The 243-nt window shown below is 49.8% G+C and carries 1 protein-coding gene; it reads left to right on the forward strand.

Annotation, left to right across the window (positions count from 1 at the left end):
* Positions 1 to 129: 129 nt before the first annotated feature.
* Positions 130 to 243, forward strand: a 114-nt coding sequence (locus F1735_RS35225; RefSeq protein ID WP_167241537.1) for a helix-turn-helix domain-containing protein, incomplete at its 3' end; no start/stop codon positions are given.

Raw genomic sequence — 243 nt, forward strand, 5'->3', positions numbered from 1 at the left:
ATCTCTTTTGTGAAGACTTCACGGCGGTATTTTGTTGCGAAGACCAAATGTAGGTGCATGGAGGAAAACACCGTGTCTTCCGTGGCGAATTTCATTGTAATGACTCATAGACCAAGCTATAATCGAAGCATGCAACGACTGCAAGCCTATCAATACGAACTGATGCCAGATGGCGAGCAAGAGCGCAATATGCGCCGCTTCGCTGGCGCGTGCCGATTCGTCTGCAACAAGGCGTTGGCGATG

The sequence above is a fragment of the Massilia genomosp. 1 genome (assembly GCF_011682185.1).
Classification (GTDB): Bacteria; Pseudomonadota; Gammaproteobacteria; order Burkholderiales; family Burkholderiaceae_D; genus Telluria_A; species Telluria_A rubra.